Source organism: Pseudomonas sp. MF5691 (assembly GCF_016405645.1).
Taxonomy (GTDB): Bacteria; Pseudomonadota; Gammaproteobacteria; order Pseudomonadales; family Pseudomonadaceae; genus Aquipseudomonas; species Aquipseudomonas shahriarae.
In genome coordinates this window covers 1-21,150 of record NZ_JAEKDC010000043.1, presented here as the reverse complement: position 1 = coordinate 21,150, position 21,150 = coordinate 1, and the positions used below count along the sequence as shown (strand labels likewise).

At 62.6% G+C, this 21,150-nt stretch carries 15 protein-coding genes and 1 rRNA gene; 5 read left to right on the top strand and 11 right to left on the bottom strand.

From position 1 onward, the window contains the following. Window positions 1-1,115 precede the first annotated feature (1,115 nt). The 6 genes from JFT44_RS28030 to JFT44_RS28005 all read right to left on the bottom strand — a co-directional run bounded on the left by JFT44_RS28030 (window position 1,116) and on the right by JFT44_RS28005 (window position 8,982). Window positions 1,116-3,536: a TonB-dependent siderophore receptor gene (locus JFT44_RS28030; protein WP_198831466.1), complete on the bottom strand. Its 2,421-nt coding sequence runs from the start codon at window positions 3,534-3,536 to the stop codon at window positions 1,116-1,118. An 82-nt stretch (window positions 3,537-3,618) separates the two neighbouring features. Further along, window positions 3,619-4,578: a FecR domain-containing protein gene (locus JFT44_RS28025; RefSeq protein ID WP_198831465.1), complete on the bottom strand. Its 960-nt coding sequence runs from the start codon at window positions 4,576-4,578 to the stop codon at window positions 3,619-3,621. After that, on the bottom strand, window positions 4,575-5,090 hold the full coding sequence (locus JFT44_RS28020) for a sigma-70 family RNA polymerase sigma factor (protein WP_115127900.1): 516 nt from the start codon (window positions 5,088-5,090) through the stop codon (window positions 4,575-4,577). The genes JFT44_RS28025 and JFT44_RS28020 overlap by 4 nt, the downstream gene beginning before the upstream one ends. 132 nt (window positions 5,091-5,222) lie before the next feature. After that, entirely contained in the window at window positions 5,223-5,777 is a 555-nt protein-coding gene (locus JFT44_RS28015) for a DUF4174 domain-containing protein (RefSeq protein ID WP_169961256.1), read from the bottom strand. 164 nt (window positions 5,778-5,941) lie between these two features. Beyond that, window positions 5,942-6,574, bottom strand: coding sequence for a glutathione S-transferase (locus tag JFT44_RS28010; RefSeq protein ID WP_198831464.1), 633 nt, complete (start codon window positions 6,572-6,574; stop codon window positions 5,942-5,944). A 50-nt stretch (window positions 6,575-6,624) separates the two neighbouring features. Continuing rightward, window positions 6,625-8,982, bottom strand: a complete 2,358-nt coding sequence (locus JFT44_RS28005) for a DNA polymerase II (RefSeq protein WP_198831463.1) — start codon at window positions 8,980-8,982, stop codon at window positions 6,625-6,627. Window positions 8,983-9,425: 443 nt separating this feature from the next. On the opposite strand from JFT44_RS28005, the gene JFT44_RS28000 reads away from it, so the two are divergent. The 5 genes from JFT44_RS28000 (at window position 9,426) to JFT44_RS27980 (ending at window position 14,778) form a co-directional block, all read left to right on the top strand. After that, window positions 9,426-10,313, top strand: a complete 888-nt coding sequence (locus tag JFT44_RS28000) for a LysR family transcriptional regulator (RefSeq protein WP_198831462.1) — start codon at window positions 9,426-9,428, stop codon at window positions 10,311-10,313. 116 nt (window positions 10,314-10,429) lie between these two features. After that, entirely contained in the window at window positions 10,430-11,536 is a 1,107-nt protein-coding gene (locus JFT44_RS27995; RefSeq protein WP_198831461.1) for a tartrate dehydrogenase, read from the top strand. Between the two features lie 2 nt (window positions 11,537-11,538). Then, window positions 11,539-12,987 (top strand): aldehyde dehydrogenase family protein, encoded by a 1,449-nt coding sequence (locus tag JFT44_RS27990; protein WP_198831460.1) that lies wholly within the window; start codon window positions 11,539-11,541, stop codon window positions 12,985-12,987. Window positions 12,988-13,019: 32 nt separating this feature from the next. Beyond that, entirely contained in the window at window positions 13,020-13,778 is a 759-nt protein-coding gene (locus JFT44_RS27985) for an SDR family oxidoreductase (RefSeq protein WP_057439131.1), read from the top strand. Between the two features lie 28 nt (window positions 13,779-13,806). Continuing rightward, entirely contained in the window at window positions 13,807-14,778 is a 972-nt protein-coding gene (locus tag JFT44_RS27980; protein ID WP_057439132.1) for a cyclase family protein, read from the top strand. A 1-nt stretch (window position 14,779) separates the two neighbouring features. Here JFT44_RS27980 and JFT44_RS27975 read toward each other — a convergent pair whose 3' ends face one another. The 5 genes from JFT44_RS27975 to rrf all read right to left on the bottom strand — a co-directional run bounded on the left by JFT44_RS27975 (window position 14,780) and on the right by rrf (window position 21,148). Then, window positions 14,780-17,197, bottom strand: a complete 2,418-nt coding sequence (locus tag JFT44_RS27975) for a TonB-dependent siderophore receptor (protein WP_374068328.1) — start codon at window positions 17,195-17,197, stop codon at window positions 14,780-14,782. Window positions 17,198-17,307: 110 nt separating this feature from the next. After that, a complete protein-coding gene (locus tag JFT44_RS27970; RefSeq protein ID WP_198831458.1) occupies window positions 17,308-18,282 on the bottom strand; it encodes a FecR family protein in 975 nt (324 codons plus the stop codon). Continuing rightward, window positions 18,279-18,791 carry a sigma-70 family RNA polymerase sigma factor gene (locus tag JFT44_RS27965; RefSeq protein WP_057439140.1) on the bottom strand — a complete coding sequence of 171 codons (513 nt, stop codon included), beginning with the start codon at window positions 18,789-18,791 and terminating at the stop codon, window positions 18,279-18,281. Before JFT44_RS27965 ends, JFT44_RS27970 begins: the two co-directional genes overlap by 4 nt. Before the next feature lie 117 nt (window positions 18,792-18,908). Then, window positions 18,909-20,801 (bottom strand): penicillin-binding protein 2, encoded by a 1,893-nt coding sequence (gene mrdA, locus JFT44_RS27960; protein ID WP_198831457.1) that lies wholly within the window; start codon window positions 20,799-20,801, stop codon window positions 18,909-18,911. A gap of 231 nt (window positions 20,802-21,032) precedes the next feature. Continuing rightward, window positions 21,033-21,148: ribosomal RNA gene (gene rrf, locus JFT44_RS27955) — 5S ribosomal RNA — on the bottom strand. Between the last annotated feature and the right edge of the window lie 2 nt (window positions 21,149-21,150).

The window sequence follows — 21,150 nt, the reverse complement described above, 5'->3', positions numbered from 1 at the left end:
CATGGCCGATGCATTCCTTATCGGCGCTTTGGTGAAGGGGTGGGGCGAAGTCTCCCACGGTCTGTACTGGCTAGAGTCAGATGCTGGCTTTTAGTCCCACCACCCCTACAAGTCTAACCATACAAGCGGGCTTGCTCGCGAAGACGTCGGCCCAGCAAACATTGATGTTGACTGACCCACTGCTTTCGCGGGCAAGCCCGCTCCCACAGGGGATGTGCATCAGGGCAAAAGCTTGGGCCACACCACAAATCAGAGGTGGGAGCTGGCTTGCCTGCGATGACGGTATACCAGCCGCCAAAAATAGTGGCTGAACCGCCGCTATCGCGAGCAAGCCCGCTCCCACAGGGGATGTGCGTCGGAGCAAAAGCTTGGGCCATACCACAAATCAAAGGTGGGAGCTGGCTTGCCTGCGATCGCGGTGTGCCAGCCGCCAAAAATAGTGGCTGAACCGCCGCTATCGCGGGCAAGCCCGCTCCCACAGGGGATGTGCATCAGGGCAAAAGCTTGGGCCACACCACAAATCAAAGGTGGGAGCTGGCTTGCCTGCGATGACGGTATACCAGCCGCCAACAATAGTGGCTGAACCGCCGCTATCGCGGGCAAGCCCGCTCCCACAGGGGGTGTGCGTCTGGGCAGAAGCTTGGGCCACACCACAAATCAAAGGTGGGAGCTGGCTTGCCTGCGATGACGGTATACCAGCCGCCAACAATAGTGCCTGAACCGCCGCTATCGCGGGCAAGCCCGCTCCCACAGGGGGGGGCTCTGCCGGGCATAGAGTTTTGGCCACACCACCGTTCAAATGTGGGAGCTGGCTTGACTGCGATGGTGGTGTGTCAGCTAGCAGAAATGGTGCCTGAACTACCGCTATCGCGGGCAAGCCCGCTCCCACAGGGGGGTTCTGCCGGGCATAGAGCTTTGGCCACACCACAATGCGAATGTGGGAGCTGGCTTGCCTGCGATGGCGGTGTGTCAGCTAGCAGAAATGGTGCCTGAACTACCGCTATCGCGGGCAAGCCCGCTCCCACAGGGGGGGGCTCTGCCGGGCATAGAGTTTTGGCCATACCACAATGCGAATGTGGGAGCTGGCTTGCTCCCACCGGGGATAGTGGGCAGGTCTAGAAGTCGTACTTGACGCTGGTCATCAGGTTGCGCGGCGCACCATACATCCCATGGTTACCGGCATAGCTGAAATACTCACGGTCAAACAGGTTGTTGAGGTTGACCGACGTACTCAACTGCGGCGTCACGTCGTAGCGCAGCAGCAGGTTGGTGATGGCGTAGCTGCCCTGGCTGAATGTGTGCAGGTCTTCGCCAACCTTGCTCTGCCAGTTCACCCCGCCGCCAACCGTCACTTTATTCAAGGCCCCCGGCAGACGGTAAGTGGTGAAGGTTTTCAGGCTCTGGCGCGGCAAGGTGGTGACGATGCGTTTGTCGTCGGCATCGGTACTGACCGCATAGGCGTAGCCCGCGGAGGCTTGCCAGCCTTCAGCCAACTCACCGTTGAGTTCCAGCTCGACGCCCTCGGTAGTGGTGCCCTTCTCGTTGCGATAAGTATTGCCGCCCGGGGTGTCGATCCAGATCGCGAGGTTGTCCTGTTCCAGCTTGAACAGCGCCAGGCTGGTGTTGAGTTTTTCGTCGAAGAAACTGCCCTTCAATCCCAACTCGTAGCCCTTGCCTTCCATGGGTTCCAGGGCCTTGTTGTTGATATCGCGCACCCAACTGGCCTGGGGATTGAAGATCTTGGTGTAGCTGGCATAGGCCGACCAGTTGTCGGTCAGGTCATAGACCACGCCGGCATAGGGAATGTACACGCCGGTTTCCGACTCATCGGTGCGGGTGGCGACACCGCCGTAGGGGCTGTCTGCGGTTTCGCGCTTCCAGTCGATGACACGGCTGCCGAGGATCACGCTCAGGTCGTCGGTCATGCGCAGGCGGGTGCTCAGGTAGGCGGCGTATTGGCTTTCATCCACCGAGGATTTGCCGGTCACCGGGAAGTCCGGCTTGGCCGAGTGCCCGTCCCAGTTGAACAGGTTGTCGATGGCGCCCGCCGGGGAGCCGGAATACGCGTAGTTCCAGCCCCCATGGCTGGGCACGTTTTCCTTGTACTTGGACAGAGTCACGCCGGCGATCAACTCGTGCTCGCGGCCCAGCAGGTCGAACGGCCCGGTGGCGTACAGGTCGAGGTTGTCCTGGCGCGGCGTACCGGAGAAGCGCACCGGCAACTGCGTGGTGCCGCTGCCATCGCTGTTGAGGCTGCCGTTGACGTAGTTGAACACCTCATCGAACTTGTTTTGCGAATGGGTGAAGTCGGCCTTGGCGCTCCAGCCGCTGTCGAACTTCTGCTCGATGGAGGTAAAGAAGCTGGTCTGCTCATGGTCGTTATAGGACCAGGCCGGCGCGGTATTCAGGGAGCGGCTGAGGTTGCTGCGCGAACCGTCGGTAAAGCGCGTAGGTAAACCGGAGCGCGCCGGGGCATCGACGTCGGTACGCAGGTAGCTGAAGCCCAGGGTCAACAAGGTGTCTTCGGTCAGATCGAATTCAGTGATGCCGTACAGCAATTGGGTCTGCTGCTTGTAGCGGTCGACCCAGGCATGTTCGGTCTTGTAGTCGGCCACCACGCGTCCGCGCACGTTGCCGGTTTCGGTCAGCGGGCCGGACACGTCGAGGCCACTGCCGTAGCGGTCCCAGTTGCCCGCTTCAGCAGTGACACTGGCCCGCGCCTCGGCCGTCGGGCGCTTGCGGATCAGGTTGATGGTGGCCGAGGGGTTGCCCATGCCGCTGATCAAACCGGTGGCGCCGCGCACCACCTCCACCCGGTCGTACATCGCCATGCTCTGGGTGTAGTTGTCCATGCGTGTAACGGTAGGCACGCCGTCGATTTCGAAGTTCTGGATCTGGAAACCACGGGAGAAATAGCTATCGCTTTCCGACCCCAGACCATCACGCAACACGATGATGCCGGGGGTGGCATCCAGGGTATCCGACAGGTTGGTCAGGCGCTGGTCATCCAGGCGCTGGCGGGTCATGACGGTCAGCGATTGCGGGGTTTCCCTCGGGGTCAGGTTCAGGCGGGTGGAGCTGCTGGACGACTGCGTGGTGTAGGAACCGGTGCCTTCGGTGGTCGACCCCGGCGCCTTGCCGGAGATCGACACGGTACCCAGTTGCAATGCGCCGTCGGTAGGCCGGGGCTCCAGGGAATAGTTACCGCCACTGCCGCGCACGGCTTGCAACGAGCTGTTACTGAGCAGGATCGCCAGGCCGCTGTCGAGATCATGCCGCCCTTGCAGGCCCGGGCTGGTCTGCCCTTGCGTGAGCGCGGCCGGGTAGGACAGCAGGATCTGCGCAGCCTGGCCAAACTGGTTCAACGCGCCGGCCAGTGAGCCTGGGGCAATATCGAACTCCTGCTGTGGCGCGGCCATGGCCCAGGCCGGCGCCAACAGCAGCGGCGCAGCCACGCCGAAGCTGGCGATGCCACGGACGACGGCAACGGCCAGTGATTTTTTCAGTGTTGCCCGGATGGTGCGTTGCGGGTGCATGCCCTGTTCCCCAGATAAGTGAGTGTCTGGGGATATAAGTCTCGTGAGATTCGGAAACGGACCACCTGCATGCGAAATAAATTCATACCTGCGCCCGCCGCGGTTTCAACGTCACCCATAAGCGCGTGAAATGCTGCACATCCAGCTTGAGGGTCTGTTGCAGCGCCACCAGAATGCGGTCGGTGTCGGCCAGTGGATAGGTGCCGGACACCCGCAGTTCGCGCACGCTCGGGTCACAGTCCAGATGCCCGCGCCGGTAGCGGCTCAGTTCCTTGAGGAAATCTTCCAGACGCAGGCCCTCAGCGACGATCATGCCGCGGCTCCAGGCCAGTTCGCCGGAGCGCTGGGGGCGCCGCGCCAGCAGGGTCTGCGGGTCAAAGCTGATGATTTCGCCGGGTTGCAGGCTCAGGTTGCGCGCTGGAATCTGCGCCGCCAGCGGCTGCTGGTCAGCCCCCAACTGGGTAAAACCCTCACGCTGGCGCACGCTGAAGCGCCCGCCTGTGACATGGATCAGCCCTTCGGCGGTTTTCACCCACAGCGGGCGGGCGTCCAACGGGTTGGGCAGCACCATGATCTCCCCGCGCAACAGATGGATCTGGCGCTGGTCGGGGCGGTAATTCACATCGACGGCGGTGTCGGTATTGAGCTGGATTTCGCTGTTGTCCGCCAGTTCGATGCGCCATTGCTCACCGACCGAGGTGCTGAAATCGCTGGTCCAGGGTTGCAGCAGGCCGGCGTCCCGGGCGGTCCACGCCACACTGCCGGCCGCCAGCAACAGGGCCAGGTTTTTAATCACCCGACGCCGGGATATCGCCGGCGACAGGGTGGCGCTGACCAGCGCCTGATGTGCCGGGTCGCGCACCTCGTGCATACGCTGGAAAAATCGCTGGGAATGCTGCCAGGCCTGCTCGTTGAGCGGATCCAATTGGCGCCACGCCAGCCACTGGGCGCGGGTCTGTTCGGTGACATCCGGCGCCTGCAACTCCAACTGCCAGTGCATGGCCTGCTCGGCGGCTTCCAGGGTCAGGGGCAACGAATTCATGGGCGCTGGCTGTCGAGCACAATGCACTGGGCGCCGGCCTTGACGATGTAGCGCTTGACCGTGGTGATGCTGGTGCCCAGGCGCTCGGCAATCTCGCCGTGGCTCAAGCCGTCGAGTTGCGACCAGAGGAAGGCCTGGCGCACCGGTAATGCCAGGCGGCTGAGCACTTCGTCGAGGGCCATCAGGGTTTCCAGGAGCAGCCACTGCGTTTCGGCGCTGGGCGCCACGTCTTCCGGTAACAGCGCCAGGGCTTGCAGGTAGGCCTTTTCCAGCTTTTGCCGACGAAAGTGATTGGACAACACGCTTTGTGCGACTTTCGCCAGAAAGCTGCGGGGCGCCTGGACTTCAAGGGGTTGGTTCTTGGCCAGAAGACGCAGGAACGTGTCCTGGGCCAGGTCGGCGGCGCTCTGCGAACAGTTCAGGCGACGCCACAGCCAGTGCTGCAGCCAGCGATGTTGCTGCTGATACAGCGTGGCCAGGTCAGTAGGGCTTGTCGCAGGGGTCGGGGGCATGGAGGGCGCGCGCAGAAGTTAAGCCGTAAATGATAACGGTTATCATATGCTTCATGGCGCAATGCCTGCAAGTGGCATACGACTGGTAGGGTTCGCTGGCCCCTCCCCTATAGGAGGCGCCAGCGAGGAGCATCAATCTTCCAGCGGTTGCGGCGCGTGCTTGCCAGGCTTGGCTTTGGCGCCAGGCTTGCTCGGTGCCGGGGCGGCGGGTTCAGGCTCGGCGGGGGCGGCGGCTTCTTTTTCTGCCATGGGCATCTTGTCGACAGCCGCAAAGAACTCTGCAAGGTCAAGGGTATCGGGTGGCACGGTCTTTTCGACTTTCTTCTCACCGTCCTTGCCCACCAGGATTACTTTGGTGCCGGCACTGGCCCCCAGCTTCAAGGCGCGGATCAACGCATTGGTGTCCTGGGCGCCGAGGTCCTTGCCGTCACGCTGGCCGACGGTGCCGATGCTCGTGTAGTTCACGGTGTAGAGCACCATGTTGCGCTCTGTGAACTTCTGTTTGTTCTCAGGCTGTTCAAGATCTTTCTTGAGCTGGACCTGAGTCGGGTCTATGGAGCTGGGTGCAATCACGATCAGCGGGCGGAATTTGCCTTGATCCTGTTCCAGCGGGCCTCGGTTATCCGCAGCCAACAACGGCCCCGTAAACGCCATCAAGGTAGCCAGGGTCAGCGACCGGACGAGCATGCGTACCTCCTTCCAATTCCATGCAGAGTTTTTGAGTTTCATGTCTGCGACAGTCAATTTCAAGGATGATTCCTACGCGACTATCAGAAAGAGTAGGCCAGGACGCCCGTGACGCAAGGGCTCGAGGTGCTTCGAGGCTCATTGTTTCTTCTGATTGCCAAGGCTCACTGCTCGGGCCAATCCGGCCAGTGCCAGGCGAACACCGGGGCCACCTGCGGGTCGGCGTCCACCTGCGCCAGGGCCTGGGCGCATGCAGGGTGGGAGTGTCGCAGGACGTCGCGTACACCCTCCCAGCGGGACACCGCCGCCGCCATGATGCCCAGGGCATTGGGCAACCCCTGCGGGGTAAAGAGTTGCCCGGCAAATTGCTCGGCAAATACCTGCCAGGTCCGGTGCAGTTTCTGCTGGGTGCCCGCGATCAGTTGCGCCTGCACCGTCTCGTCGGCGTCGGCGAGAAAGCGTTGAGGGTAGTCGATGATGGTGATCGCCGAGTAGCAGTTGGCGGCGATATACACCAGGCCGCGAATGATCTGCGCACGGTGACCGGACAGCAAATCGCTGGCCGGATACGACAGGCCCAGGTGAATCAGGATCGCCGCGCTTTCCGTCAACACGCTGCCGTCGGGCAGTTGCAGGGTGGGGATCTGCCGCAGCGGGTTGATCTGCCCAAGGGCCTCAATCCCCGCCCCATCACCCCAGGGGCTGGCATCGACCTGCTGCCACGGCACACCGCAGCGTTGCAGGGCGATTTCGACGATGCATGAACCAGAACTTTGCGTGCCGTAGAGCGTGTACATGGGCATTGCTCCTGGAGACTCAGCGTCCAGAGTGAAACGTTTTCCCGGGGTTAAAACAAGCCCATCTGACCACCGACCAGGGTGCTGAAATCATCATCGACAAACGGCAGGATCGCATCGGCCACCGGCTGCAATTGCCGGGTGACGTAGTGGTCGTAGTCAATCGGCGCCTGGCGCACTTCCAGGGGCTCGGGGCCGTTGACGGTGATCACGTAGCGAATCCAGCCACCGTTCTGATACTGCCGTGGGCGGCCCTGGCGGTCGTTGTATTCATCCGCCAGGCGCGCGGCCCGCACATGGGGCGGCACGTTGCGCTCGTAGTCGCCCAGTTGCCGGCGCAGGCGTTTGCGGTAGATCAGCAGCTCATCGAACTCGCCACTGAGGGTGCGGCGCACGTAGTCACGCACATAATCCTGGTGGGGCTGGCGGTGGAAGATGCGCTGGTACAACTCCTGCTGGAATTGGCGGGCCAGGGGCGACCAGTCGCTACGCACAGTCTCCAGGCCTTTGTAGATAATCTCTTCACTGCCATCGGCACGGCTCACCAAGCCGGCATACCGTTTCTTGCTGCCCTCCTCCGCCCCACGAATGGTCGGCATCAGGAAGCGGCTGAAGTGGGTTTCGTATTGCAGTTCGAGGGCGCTTTGCAGGCCGAATTCGTTGTGCAGGCGTTCGCGCCACCATTGGTTGACGTGTTGTACCAGGTCCTGGCCGATGCGCGTGGCATCCTCCTGGGAATGGGCACTGCCGAGCCAGACAAACGTGGAGTCGGTATCGCCATAGATCACTTCATAACCCTGGGCTTCGACCAGCTCGCGGGTCTGGCGCATGATCTGATGGCCGCGCAGGGTGATCGACGACGCCAGCCGCGTGTCGAAAAACCGACAACCGCTGGAACCGAGCACGCCGTAGAAGGCATTCATGATGATCTTCAGGGCCTGGGACAACGGTGCGTTGTGCTCGCGCTTGGCCACCTCGCGGCCTTCGGAGACCCGCGCCACAATCGACGGCAGGCAATGCCGGGTGCGGGAAAAGCGCGCACCGCGAAAGCCTTCCACCGACTCGCTGTCGTCGGGGTGACGCAGGCCTTCGATGAGGCCCACGGGGTCGATCAGGAAGCTGCGGATGATCGACGGATACAGACTTTTGTAGTCCAGCACCAGCACCGACTCGTACAGCCCCGGCCGCGAGTCCATGACAAAACCGCCGGGGCTGGCCTGGGGCGGCTTGTCCCCCAGGTTGGGCGCGACAAAGCCCTGGCGATGCATCAGCGGCATGTACAAGTGGGTGAAGGCCGCCACCGAACCACCGTTGCGATCCGCCGGCAGGCCGGTGACGCTGGCCCGCTCCAGAAGGAACTTGAGCAGCTCGGTCTTTGCGAAAATCCGCGTCACCAGCTCGCAGTCCTTGAGGTTATAGCGCGCCAGGGCGGGCTTGTCCTCGGCGAACATGCGGTTGATCTCGTCCATGCGCTGGTAGGGCGTTGCGATCGACTTGCCTTCCCCCAGCAGGGTCTGGGCGACGTTTTCCAGGCTGAATGACTCAAAGGTCCAGGTCGCCGAACGCAGGGCCTCGATACCATCAATGATCAGCCGGCCGGCAGCGGCGGCGAAGTAATGGTTGCGGCTGCCGTGCTCGCGCCAGGCCATGGCCTCGCCGCCACGGCCGAGCAGCAATGGCACGTTAAGGCGTTGGGCATGCTCGTGGAGGACCCGCAGGTCGAACTGCACCAGGTTCCAGCCGATGATCGCGTCAGGGTCGTGTTGCCCCAGCCACTGGTTGAGGCGCTCCAGCAGTTGGGCACGGCTGTCGCAGTATTCGAGCTTGAAATCCACCGCGCAGGTTTTGTTCGGCGGGCCGAGCATGTACACCTGGCGCTCGCCACAACCTTCCAGGGCGATGGAGTACAGCTCGCCGCGCGCGGTGGTTTCGATATCCAGCGACACCAGCTTCAATGCCGGGCGGTAGTCGGGCGCGGGCTTCATCTGCGCCTCCAGCAACATCCCGCCCTCGCCGGGCGTGCCGTCAAATGCCACCGGCGCGGTGATGAAGCGCTCCATCATATAGCGCTCGGGCGGGCGCACATCGCCTTCGTAGACATCCACGCCGGCCTGGCGCAGGCGTTTTTCCAGGTCCATCGCCTGGCGATGCTGACGGGTATAAAGGCCCAGGACCGGGCGGTGGTGGAAGTCACACAGTTGCAGCGGGCGCAGTTCCACGTCGCGCTCGCCCTTGAGCACCCGTTGCGCGTGCTCGCGGTGGGCCAGCGGAATAAACATCACCGAAGGCTGTACCGGTAGACGGATATACCGCGGCCCCTGGTCGGTCGCCAGCCAGAAGCTGACCTCCGTGCCCGCCGGGGTGTCGCGCCAATGCCGGGTCAGGACAAAACCCTGCTGTAAATCCACCTTGCCGCACCTCAGGAATCGCTTTCAGGGCGCGATTCTACTCGGCATCCGCCATCAGGCCTTAATAGAAATTTCTGGCCTTCAGATACGTCGTACATCACAAGCCAGTTTGTAAAGCGCCATTGAGCTGACCCAGGGCGATCCACGGGTGGCCAAGCTGTCGGCGAGCATCGAGTTCTAACCGGCACTTTACTCAAGGTAGCAAAGGTCAAAGGTGGGAGCTGTCGAGCCCGGCGAGGCTGCGATGGCGGTGGGTCAGTCACCATCAATGCTGGTAGTGCCGCCGCCATCGCAGCCTCGCCGGGGCTCGACAGCTCCCACAAGGGATCGGCGGTGCCTCCAAAGTTGAGTCAACAGCATATGTCCAATGTGTGAGGGGCAGATGATTGGACAGTCCTGCCCCAACTGCGTAGTTTTCACAGACCGCGCACAAGGACTCTGGCATGGCCCCCGATCTCACTTCCATCGAGCTGTTCCTCAAGACGGTCAAGCTCGGCAGCCTGTCCCGGGCGGCCGAGCAGTCGCACCTCTCGCTGTCTGCGGCCAGCCGGCGCCTGTCGTTGCTGGAGCAACACTTCAAGGTCGCCCTGTTGCACCGCTCCTCCACCGGCGTCTCGCCCACGGCGGCCGGCGAGGTGTTGGCCGAGCATGGGTTGGCGATTTTGCGCGCAGTGGATGTGATGCACGCGGACCTCGCCGACTACGCCAAGGGCGCCACCGGCCGCGTGTGCCTGTATGCCAACAGTTCGGCGATGAGCCAGCAACTGCCCAGCCAATTGACCCAGTGGAACGCCCAACATCCCGGTATCCGCCTGGATATCCGCGAGGAGCGCAGCCGTGAAATCCTGCAGGCGGTGCGCGATGGCGTGGCCGATGTGGGCATCGTCACCACCCAACCGGGCGGCGAGGACTTGCGCTTTGCCCCTTACTGCCAGGACCGCCTGTGCCTGCTGGTGCCCGATGATCATCCATTCAAGATGCGCCATGCGCGCTTTGCCGATTTGCTGGGCTATGACTTCGTCGGCCTGGAGGACAACGCCGCCATCACCGCACTGATCACCGAAGCCGCCGCCGCGATTGGCATGCCGTTGCGCCTGCGGATCCAGGTGCGCAGTTTTGAAGCCGTGTGCCGGCTGATTGCCGCCGGGCAAGGGGTTGGCGTGCTGCCCCAGGGCGCGGTGCAGATCTTTCGCAAGGAAATGGCCTTGCGCTTTATCGAAATCGACGACCCGTGGGCCGACCGCCAGATGTACCTGTGCATGCGCCAGGAACAGCCTTCTCCTACAAGCCTGGAGTTATTCGACTATCTCGCTGCCCGCCACTGCGCCTAACCGCGAGCCTTCGAATTTTGCGAAGGCCACTTCCATAATCAGCAATTCCACCACCGTGGCACCTGTGCCAAGAATGTCCCCGCCTCACTGACAACAACAAAAACAGGAGACACGGCGTGTCCAATTCCACGACCAGCCCCCCCCATCGGATTGCCGTGATTCCCGGCGACGGTATCGGCCGCGAGGTAGTGCCCGAAGGCCTGCGCGTACTGCAGGCGGTCAGTCGGCGCTTCGGCATTGCCTTTGAGTTCGATCACTTTACCTGGTGCAGCGAACACTACCTGGCCCACGGCACCATGATGCCGGATGATTGGGCCGAGCAGATCGGTAGCCATGACGCGATCTTCTTCGGCGCCGTGGGCGCCCCGGACATCATCGCCGACCATACGGCGGTGTGGGAGTCGCTGCTGAAGATCCGCCGTCAGTTCGACCAGTACGTCAACATTCGCCCGGTGCGCCTGATGCCCGGCGTGCCCTGCCCGCTCGCCGGCCGTGTGCCGGGGGATATCGACTTTATCGTGGTGCGCGAAAACACCGAGGGCGAATACTCCAGCGTCGGCGGGCGGATGTGGGAAGGCACGCCGCGTGAGATCGCGGTACAGGAGTCGATCTTCTCCCGCGAAGGCGTGGACCGGGTGGTGGACTATGCCTTCAAGCTGGCCCAGCAGCGACCGCGCAAGAACCTGGTGGCCGCCACCAAATCCAACGGTATCTCCATCACCATGCCGTTCTGGGACGAGCGGGTGAACCTGATCGCCCAGCGCTACCCAGACGTCAAGACCGCCAAATTCCACATCGACATCCTCTGCGCACACTTTGTGCAGCACCCGGACTGGTTTGACGTGGTGGTGGCCTCCAACCTGTTTGGCGACATCCTCTCCGACCTCGGCCCGGCCTGCACCGGCACCATCGGTATTGCGCCGTCGGCCAACCTCAACCCCGAGCGGCGCTACCCGTCGCTGTTCGAGCCGGTACACGGTTCGGCACCGGACATTGCCGGGCTGGGCGTGGCCAACCCCATCGGACAGATCTGGTCGGCCGCATTGATGATCGAGCATCTGGGCAATGGCGACCCGCTTTACCAAGAGGCCGCAGCAGCCATTGTCTCAGCCATCGAGACGGTGCTTGCGCAAGGCCCGCGCACCCGGGAAATGGGCGGCAGCGCCAGTACGATTGAAGTGGGCGTGGCCATCGCCGAATGCATCGCCGGGAACAGGAGCTGAACATGATCAACGCACATTACATCGCCAACCAATGGCAGGCCTCGACATCCCTGGAAGACATCCCGGTGATCGACCCCAGCAGTGGCGAAACCTACTCCAGCATCGCCCGTGGCACCGCTGCCAATATCGAGGCCGCTGTCAGCGCCGCGCGCCTGGCCGTGGGCGAGACCTTCGACGGGCCATGGGGCTCGTTGTCGGCACTGGAGCGTAGCCGCCTGCTGGCCAGGCTGGGCGCAGCGGTGTTAGCGCATCACGAAGAGCTGGCGCAGATCGAGGCGCGGGACACTGGCAAGGCGCTGAAAGTGGCACGGGCCGATGCCACCGCCCTCGCCCGTTACTTCGAGTATTACGCCGGTGCGGCCGACAAGTTGCACGGCGAGACCCTGCCCTATCAAAACGGCTACACGGTACTGACGGTGCGCGAGCCCCATGGGGTGACCGGGCATATCATCCCGTGGAACTACCCGATGCAGATCTTCGGGCGCAGCGTCGGTGCGTCCTTGGCGGCAGGCAATGCCTGTGTGGTCAAGCCGGCGGAGGATGCCAGCCTGTCGTTGCTGCGCCTGGCGCAGATTGCCGCCGAGGTGGGCTTCCCGGCCGGCGCGATCAATGTGGTGACTGGCTACGGCTACGAGGCCGGCGCGGCGTTGTGCAGCCATCCGGGGATTGATCACATTTCGTTTACCGGTTCCACCACGACCGGCACGGCGGTGTCCAAGGCCGCTGCTGAGCGGCACTGCCCGGTGACCCTGGAGCTGGGCGGGAAATCGCCGCAACTGGTATTCGCCGATGCCGACCTGGACGAAGCCTTGCCGGTGCTGGTCAACGCCATTGTGCAGAACTGCGGGCAGACCTGTTCGGCGGGCAGCCGGTTGTTGGTGGAACGCAGCATCTATGAGGCCCTGGTGGAGCAACTCAGCCAGCGCTTTCGCGAACTGCGCACCGGGCCTTCGGCGCTGGACCTGGATATGGGCCCGCTGATCAACCAGAAGCAGCAACGCCAGGTACGTGAGTTCGTGCGCGAGGCCGAACAGGCCGGGATCACCGTAGCCGCCCGCGGCCAGGTGGTGGCCGAAGCCGGCAGTGGCGGTTACTTCCAGGAAGCAGTGCTGTTTCGCGATGTGCCGCCCGACAGCCGCCTGGCCCGAGAGGAGGTCTTCGGCCCGGTGTTAGCCGTGATGCCCTTTGACGATGAAGCCGAGGCCATCCGCCTGGCCAACGGCACCGAATTCGGCCTGGTCGCCGGCGTGTGGACCCGCGATGGCGCCCGGCAGATGCGCCTGGCGCGCAAGCTGCGCTGCGGCCAGGTGTTTATCAACAACTACGGGGCCGGCGGCGGGGTTGAACTGCCCTTCGGCGGCGTCAAGGCCAGCGGTTATGGCCGGGAAAAAGGCTTCGAGGCCCTGCTGGGGTTTACCACCTTGAAGACCATTGCGATCAAACACGGCTAAGCCATTACAACAACAAGAAAGGAGCACACTCCATGCGTCTAGCAAACAAAGTCGCCATCGTCACCGGCGCCGGCTCCGGGTTTGGTGAAGGCATCGCCAAGACCTTTGCCCAACAGGGTGCGCGGGTTATCGTCGCCGACATGAACGCCACCGGCGGCCAGCGGGTGGTCAATGAGATCGCCGCCAGCGGCGGCCATGCCCATTTCGTTGAGGTCAATGTGGCCAACGACGAAAGCGTGGGCGCGCTGCTGCGCGCCACCCTGGAGCAATTCGGCGCGCTGGATATCGTCATCAACAACGCCGGCACCACCCACCGCAACCGGCCGATGCTGGAAGTGGACGAGGCCGAGTTCGACCGAGTGTTCGCGGTCAACGTCAAAAGCATCTTCCTCAGCGCCAGGCATTTTGTGCCGCATTTTCGCGGCCAGGGCGGCGGCGTGTTCGTCAATATTGCCTCGACCGCAGCGATCCGCCCGCGCCCGGGACTGGTCTGGTATAACGGCAGCAAGGGTGCGGTGGTGGTCATGAGCAAAACCATGGCGGCGGAGCTGGGGCCGGACAATATCCGCGTCAATTGCGTGAACCCGGTGGTCGGCGCAACCGCGTTGCTCAGTGAGTTCATGGGCGTGCCGGACACCCCGGAAAACCGCCAGAAGTTCATGGCGACCATCCCCCTGGGACGTTTTTCCACCCCGCAAGACGTGGCCAATGCCTGCCTGTACCTGGCCTCGGACGAAGCGGCCTTTATCACCGGCACCTGCCTTGAAGTCGACGGTGGGCGCTGCGTGTAACTCAACGACCAAAGGGATCGGAGTCGATATGTGTGACTTACATAACAAGAACGAACCGAACACCAGGCAATTACTCGAAGGCCTGCCCAAGAACTGGGGCAAATGGGGACCGGACGATGAAGTCGGCGCCCTCAACTACCTGACCGAAGCCGAAGTACTGCGCGGTGTCGCTTCGGTGCGCCAGGGCAAGACCTTCACCCTGCAAGTACAGATCGGCCATCCGGGCGGTGACCCGATGTGGCCGGCGCGCAACCCGTCGATGCGCTTCAATACCCTGGATCACAGCCACTATCACTTCGGCAAGCAACCCGAAATGACCGGCGGCGCGGCGTATTGCGACGATGTGATCTTCATGCAGTTGCAAGGCTCGACCCAGTACGACGCCCTCGGGCATGCCTGGTACGACAATCAACTGTGGAACGGCTACGACGCCATGAGCACCGTCGGCGGCATGGCCAAGGCCAGTGTGCTGGCGATTGCCGAGCGCGGCGTGGTCGGGCGTGCGGTGTTGATCGACATGGCCCGCCATCGCGGCAAGAAATACCTGGGCCGTGGCGAAACCTTCAACCACCTGGACTTGCTGGCCGCCGCCAAGGCCCAGGGGGTGACCATCGAAAAACGCGACATCCTGATCATCCGTACCGGCTCCATGGGCGCGTTCTACGAGTATGGCAAGACCGAGTTCTTCAAGGACCTGGTGGAGCCTGGCCTGACCTACAGCCGGGAACTGGTGGAGTGGTTCCACGCCATGGAAATCCCCAACCTGGTGACCGACACCATCGCCAATGAGGTGATCACCGATCCGGTGTCGGGGGTGCAGATTCCATTGCATTGCGCGCTGATGCGCAACCTCGGCATCGCCTTTACCGAGATCGTGCTGCTGGAGGATCTGGCCGCCGATTGTGCCGACGACGGCCAGTGGAAGTTCCTCTACACCGCCGCGCCGTTGAAGATTGTCGGTGGCAGCGGCGCGCCGGTGAATCCGGTGGTGATCAAGTAGCTCACCAATCGTAGGACACGACCAGGGACGCGGTGCGCTCCTGGCCGTAATAGCAGCCAAAGGAGTAGTTGCAGGACGAGACGTACTCGCGGTCAAACAGGTTCTGCACGTTGAGGCTGGCTTCGGCGCCCTTGAATGTGGGGCTGACGCGGCTCAGGTCGTAGCTGACGGTGGCGTCAAAGACCACGAACGACGGGGTCTTGAAGGTGTTGGCCGAGTCGCCGTACTTCTTCCCGGTATACCGCGCACCACCGCCTACGGTCAGGCCGGCCAGGGCATCGCTGGCAAAGTGGTAGTCGGCCCAGGCACTGGCGCTCCACGGCGCCTGCGCCTCGCTGCGGTTGCCCTCGTCGCCGTAGTTGCTCTTGGTATAGATCGCGTCCAGGTACGACAGCGCACTGATCAACTCCACCTGGCCAAACCGGGCCTTGCCTTCAAATTCCACGCCCCGCGAGCGCACTTCGCCCTCCTGCAACTGGTATTCGCGATAGATCAGATCGCCGGTCAGGACGTTTTTCTGTTTGATCTGGAACACCGACAAGGTCAGCAGCGACTGGTCGTTGGGCTGGTATTTGAGGCCTGCCTCATACTGCTCGCCCTCCACCGGTTTATAGGCGCCGCCGCCACGCGCCGGGGCCAGCCGGCCGACGCTGGGCAGAAACGACTCGGCATAACTGACGTAGGGCGCCAGGCCGAAGTCGGTGAGGTAAGTCAGGCCGACGCGACGCGTGAGCTGCTTGTCTTTCTGCGACACCGTGCTGTGGTCCAGCAGGTCGCGATTGATCACTTCGGCCCAGTCTTCACGCAGGCCCATGGTGAGGATGAAACGGTCGAACTTGATCTGGTCCTGGGCATAGAGGCCGGTCTGCTTGACCGTGTTGTTCCACTTGGTGGTCAGTTGCGGCTGGCCAAAGGTGTGGTAGTTGGACGGCTGGTAGAGGTCGATGATTTCTGCGCCGTAAAGGTTGTAGCCCTGATATTTACGGGTGAACTCGCGGTGATCGAAGCCCACCAGCAAGGTGTGTTCCAGGGCACCGGTGGCGAACTTGGCCTGCAGGTTGTTATCGAGGGTGTAGGCGCTGTTGTGTTGGCGCCAGTCGAGCTTGGTGCGGCTGGCGCGGGTGTCGTCGGTGCTGCCATCGGGCAGCTCGACGAAGCGGTTCAGGTAGAAACCTTTGTAGCGGTCGTTGACGTCGGTAAATCGCGCGGTCTGGCGGTATTCCAGGTTGTCGTTGAAGGCATGGGAGAAGTCATAGCCCAGCACATACTGATCGCGAATATAGTTGTTCCAGTCGGAGTCGCCGAGGAAGGTATCGCGGTCGATATGCTGGCCTTTGGAGTTGCGGTACAGGGTGCCGATGGCCGGCAACGCCTGGTAGTCGGCCAGGGATTTGTCACGTTGGATCTGCGCATAGATCGTCAGGGCGGTGTCATCCGTGGGCGCCCAGGTCAGGCTGGGGGCCAGCAAGGTGCGGCTGTCGGTGGCATGGTCGACCATCTCGTTACCGTCGCGGACCAGGCCGATCAGACGGTAGCTCAAGGTTTTTGCCTCATCGAGGGGGCCGCTGAAATCGAGAGCGCCATTGACCCGGTCGTAACTGCCCACGCCGAACTTGACCTGGTGCCGGGCTTCAGTGGTGGGCCGCTTGGACACCAGATTGATCATGCCGCCCGGCTGGTTCTGCCCAAACAGCACTGAGGCCGGGCCCTTGAGCACTTCAATGCGTTCCAGGGTGTAGGGATCAATCTGTGGCGCACCACCGAGGCTGCCGGCGTAAGGCAGATAAGCGCCATCGAGATACAACAAGGTGGGCGCGAAGCCACGGCTGGTCAGCTCGTCGGCGATGGTGTTGCGGTCGGTGTAGCCGTTGGTGTCGACGCCTGGGGTGTAGCGCAGGGACTGGGTCAGGTTGCGTGCGCCCTGGACCTTGACCTGGTCGGCGGTGACCACGTTGACGGTCTGCGGGATCTCCAGGATCGGTGTATCGGTCTTGGTGGCCGTGGCGCTGCGAGTGGCCACATAGCCATCCACCTGGCCCCAGGCATCTTCCGCGACCAGGCCGGTGACGGTGGTGGCGCCAAGGTTCAAGGCGCCGCCTTCGGGCAGCAGGTACAGGCTCCAGGTGCCATTGTCGGTGACGGTCAGGCCCAGGCCGCTGCCGGTCAGCAAGTGTTGCGCGGCCTGCTCGGGGCTGTATTGGCCCTGCAACGCCGGCGCGCGGCGGCCTTGCAGCAAGGCCGGGCTGACCGACAGCGTGCGTCCGCTTTCCCGCGACAGCCGGCTCAGGCTATCGCCGAGGGCTGCAGCGGGCAGATTGAAATATTGCTGGGTGCTGGCGGCCGTATCGGCCAGGGCGGCCACGGGGTGGCCGACCACAGCCAGGGTTACGGCCAGGGTCAACAGGCAGGGACGGATCATCGAGGGTGCCATAGGGTGAGGATGCTCATTGTCAGGTTGGCGTTCCCTAACCTTGACTCGCGAGATCGGCGCCCCCCTCACGCTGAGTGAAAATAATTCCCATTGGCTGCTCAGCGCACGTCAATCAGGGTCAACCAGGGGCCGTAGTGACTGATGCGCAGAGGGAAGGTCTGGGCCAGCGACTCCAGGGTTTGCTCCGGATCATCCAGTGGGTACACGCCATAGACGCGTACTTTTGCGGCTTGCTCACTGACCCGCAGCACGCCCCGGCGATACGGCCGCAGGGCGTCGATCAGCAGGCCCAGGGGCTCATCACGGATATCCACGCGACCGTCGCGCCAGTCCGTGCGGCTGAGTACCGAGAGCGGTACCGGGCGCACATCGACATCGCTGAACCACGCCGCCTCCCCCGCCTCTACACGGCGCTGGCTGCCGCCGAGCGTGGTGACCTGGACGCTGTGCAATTGCACCGAGGTCAGGCTGCCGGTGGCCTCCTGGCGCACCATGAATTGCGTGCCCAGGGCCTGGACTTCGCCCTGGGCGGTGGCGATCACAAACGGCCGGCGCGGGTCGGCGGCGACGTCCACGAACACTTGGCCCTCACGCAGGCGCACCAGGCGACGGCTGTCACTGAAGTGGATGTCCACCGAACTGCGGGCATTGAGACTCAGGCGGCTGCCATCGGCCAAAGCGAAAGTCTTGCGCTCACCGGTGGCGGTGTGGCGGTCGGCCCACAGGCCATTGAGCGGCTGGGCGCGATCAAAGATCGCCGCACCGCTGACACCGAACAACACCAGGGCCAGGCCACCGCGCAGCACCTTGCGCCGCGATTCGGAATCCGGCGTCGCCAGGGCCTGGGTAACGGCGCGCAATTGGCCGGGACTGCGAGCTTCGACGCGCTGCAAATCAGCAATCGGCTGCTGCAGCAAACTGCCCACACGCTGCCAGGCAACGGTGTGCTGGGGGTTGGCCCGCAGCCAGGTTTCGAAGGCTTGGCGCAGCACAGGGTCGTCATCCCCAGCCTCAAGGCGTAGCAGCCAATCCACGGCGGCGCGAGTGGTGGCGTCCACCTTGGGGTAACTCATGTCAGGTCCGCCGACTCGGCCAGGCAATGCAGGAAAGCCCGGCGCAGATCGCGCTCTACCGTGGCCAGCGACACGCTCAACTGCTGGGCGATGACGGGCTGCGACAAGCCTTCGAGGCGATTGAGCATAAAGATTTGCCGGACACGCGGCGGTAGGCCGTTGAGCAGGCGGTCGATGCTTTCTAACGCTTCGCGCACCAGGGCCAGGTCTTCTTCCGAAGGGGTATAGGCGTGCGGCAACTGCGCCAGGCTGTCGAGGTAGGTCTGCTCCAACCGCTTGCGCCGCCAGAAGCTGAACAACAAGCGGCGCGCCACGGTACTGAGAAACGCGCGGGGCTCATCGAGTTGATGGAGCTGGCGCGCGTCCAGAATGCGGATAAACGTGTCCTGGGTCAGGTCCGCCGCATCTTGCGGGCACTTGAGCTGACGATACAACCAGGCGCGCAACCAGCGATGGTTGTCGTCATAAAGCGTTGCCAGAAGGACCTTGGGATCGGTAGGAGTAGACACGCGGGCAGCCAAGCACGTTAATGATAATTCATCTCATTATCTGCGCAGACTGCGGCTAAATGCAATTGCTTATCTACCCAGCGAAACCTCGCCCAAGACAGCTTGACGATACTGGCGTTAGACACGAGGGTCGCCCGATGTCTTGGCCGGCGTGGCGTACTGCGGTTTCAGGTGGCCTTGTTGATCGAGCAACCAGGCATCCATGATCTGGCGCACCACCGGGCCTGCCACGCGGCCGCCCGCCTCGCCGTTTTCAATCATCACTGAAATCACGATCCTGGGGTGCTCGGCCGGGGCGAAACCGACGAACAATGCGTTGTCGCGGTTGCGCTCGCGGGTCTTCAGGCGGTTGTAGCGCTCGCCCTGCTTGATTGCCACCACCTGCGCGGTACCACTCTTGCCCGCGATCCGGTACTGCGCACCGGCGGCCGACGCCCGGGCAATCCCGCGCGGGTCGTGCATCACCATTTGCATGCCGTGGTTGACCTGATCCCAGTCGCGCGGGTTCTTGAGGACGATATTGGGCATAGGGTTTTCGTCCGCTGGCGGCACGCCGTCGATGGTTTTAGCCAAGTGCGGGCGATTCCACACGCCCTTGTTGGCGATCAGCGCCGTGGCCTGGGCCAGTTGCAACGGAGTGACCTGCATGTAGCCTTGGCCGATGCCGAGAATCACGGTTTCACCCGGGAACCAGGGCTGGCGACGGGTTGCACGCTTCCAGGCCTGGGACGGCATCAGGCCGGCGGATTCTTCGAACATATCCAGGGAGACTTTCTGCCCGAGACCGAATTCGGCCATGTAGTCGTGCAGGCGGTCGATCCCCAGCTTGTGGGCCAGGTCGTAGAAGTAGGTGTCGTTGGAACGCATGATGGCGGCGTCCATATCTACCCAGCCATCACCACTGTGGTTCCAGTTGCGGTATTTGTGATCAAAGTCCGGCAGTTGGTAGTAGCCGGGGTCGAAGACCCGGGTCTGGGCGGTGACCACGCCGCTGTCGAGACCGGCGATAGCCACTTCCGGCTTGATCGTCGAGCCCGGCGCATACAAACCGCGCAGCACCCGGTTGAACAAGGGGCGGTCGAGGGAATCATGCAACGCGGCATACTCCTTGAAACTGATGCCGGTGACGAACGAGTTGGGATCGAAGCTGGGTTTGCTGACCATCGCCAGGACTTCGCCAGTTTGCGGGTCGAGGGCCACGACTGAACCGCGACGATCACCCAGGGCTTCTTCGGCGGCTTCCTGGAGCTTGATATCCAGGCTCAGGACGATGTTTTTGCCGGGGACCGGGTCGGTATGCTTGAGCACCCGCAGGACTCGGCCCTGGGCATTGGTCTCGACCTCTTCATAACCCACATGGCCGTGCAACTGCGACTCATAGAAGCGCTCGATGCCGGTTTTACCAATCGACTGCGTGCCACGGTACTCGACCGAATCCAGCTCCTTGGACTCTTTCTCGTTGATGCGCCCCACGTAACCAATGGAATGCGCAAAATGTGCACCCAGTGGGTAGTGCCGCACGAATTGCGGCTCGACATCCACGCCGGGCAGGCGGAATTCGTTGACGGCCAGTATGGCGATCTGCTCTTCAGTCAGCTCATAGAACAACGTCACGGGCACGAACGGGTGGCGCGCTTGCTTCAGGGCCTTGTCGAAGACGGCGCGGTCTTCGGCTGGCAGGTGCAGCAGAGCGATAATCGAGTCCAGCTCCCCTTTCAGGTCGGTAGCCCGTTCGCGGGTGATGGTCAGGTTGTAACTGGGACGGTTATCGGCAAGGACCACACCGTTACGGTCATAGATCAGTCCGCGGGTCGGAGTGATGGGCAGGACGTGGACACGGTTGTTTTCGGAGATGGTGGAGTGATAGTCGAACTCCACCACTTGCAGGAAATACATGCGGGCGGCCAGGGCGCAGGTGATGCCAAGCACCAGTATTGCGCAGGCCAGCAGGCGCTTGTTGACCAGACGCTGCTCTTTTTCGTGGTCTTTGATCGGTATGGCTTCGGGCATTTCTACAGCATCTCGTTGAATAAGGGCGATGCCGCATCCTGCGGTAGAAAAGTCGGTCCCTGGGAAAAGCTGCTGCACCATACCAAATATGACGAAACACTTTGTATTGAATTGACCGAAGGGTAATTGAGGTGGGTAGCGGCAGAGTTGCGGGTTAGTTTTTACGCGCGCCTTTTCGACCGCCCAAAACAAAACCCCAACTGCTTTCGCAATTGGGGTTTTGGAATTTAATCTTGACGATGACCTACTCTCACATGGGGAAACCCCACACTACCATCGGCGATGCATCGTTTCACTACTGAGTTCGGGATGGGATCAGGTGGTTCCAATGCTCTATGGTCGTCAAGAA